1 pseudogene is annotated in these 278 nt (G+C 34.5%); it reads right to left on the bottom strand.

Annotated features, from left to right (window positions below):
- Nucleotides 1–278, bottom strand: a pseudogene (locus tag SB717_RS35315) (stage II sporulation protein E); the annotation flags it as partial.

Here is a 278-nt window from a genome sequence, read left to right as displayed (position 1 = left end):
CATTCATTATTTGTTTCATATAATCGTACGTTTTATCGAAATTCACTACCCAGCATTGATCCTTTTTAAAGCACGTTTGACATGTTTTCGCAGTAATTGTACTCAAAAACAAATCTGCTTCTGTCTCTTTATCTTCTTCCTCTACATACCCATATACAGAAAAACTATTAGATAAAGCAGCAAATACATTTGCGAATTGGTTGATTTTGTTCGCTGTAACATCACGCATCCTTCTTAAATATTGTTGTTGATCTTGCGAATGCTCTTGTGTACCTGGC

Source organism: Priestia sp. SIMBA_032 (assembly GCF_046535215.1).
Taxonomy (GTDB): domain Bacteria; phylum Bacillota; class Bacilli; order Bacillales; family Bacillaceae_H; genus Priestia; species Priestia aryabhattai.
The sequence above is the reverse complement of the archived record's forward strand: the minus strand, read 5'-3'. Positions and strand labels throughout refer to the sequence as shown.